At 65.0% G+C, this 246-nt stretch carries 1 protein-coding gene; it reads right to left on the bottom strand.

Annotated features, from left to right (window positions below):
* A partial coding sequence (locus ACZYOF_RS45035; protein ID WP_463719732.1) for an IS66 family transposase occupies positions 1-246 on the bottom strand: 246 nt, incomplete at both ends.

Here is a 246-nt window from a genome sequence, read left to right as displayed (position 1 = left end):
CGTTCGATCACCTCGCGCGCGTACGGCGACTGCGTCGTCTTGTAGACCTCGACAAATTTGCGGCGGGCGTGAGCAAGACAAAACGCGAGCTGGATCGCGCTGCCATGGCTGCGGGCGAGTGCTTTGTAGGCGGCATAACCATCCACCTGCAGAATGCCGGAAAAACCCGTCAATTGTCCGGCGATCTCCTCGGTGCCGCGGCCCTCGGCGAACACGTAGGCGACCGCCGGCGGCGACGGCCCACCC

This window comes from Bradyrhizobium sp. LeoA1Lang, assembly GCF_055413685.1.
Note: the sequence above shows the minus strand (reverse complement) of the source record. Positions and strands in the feature narration are given on the sequence as shown.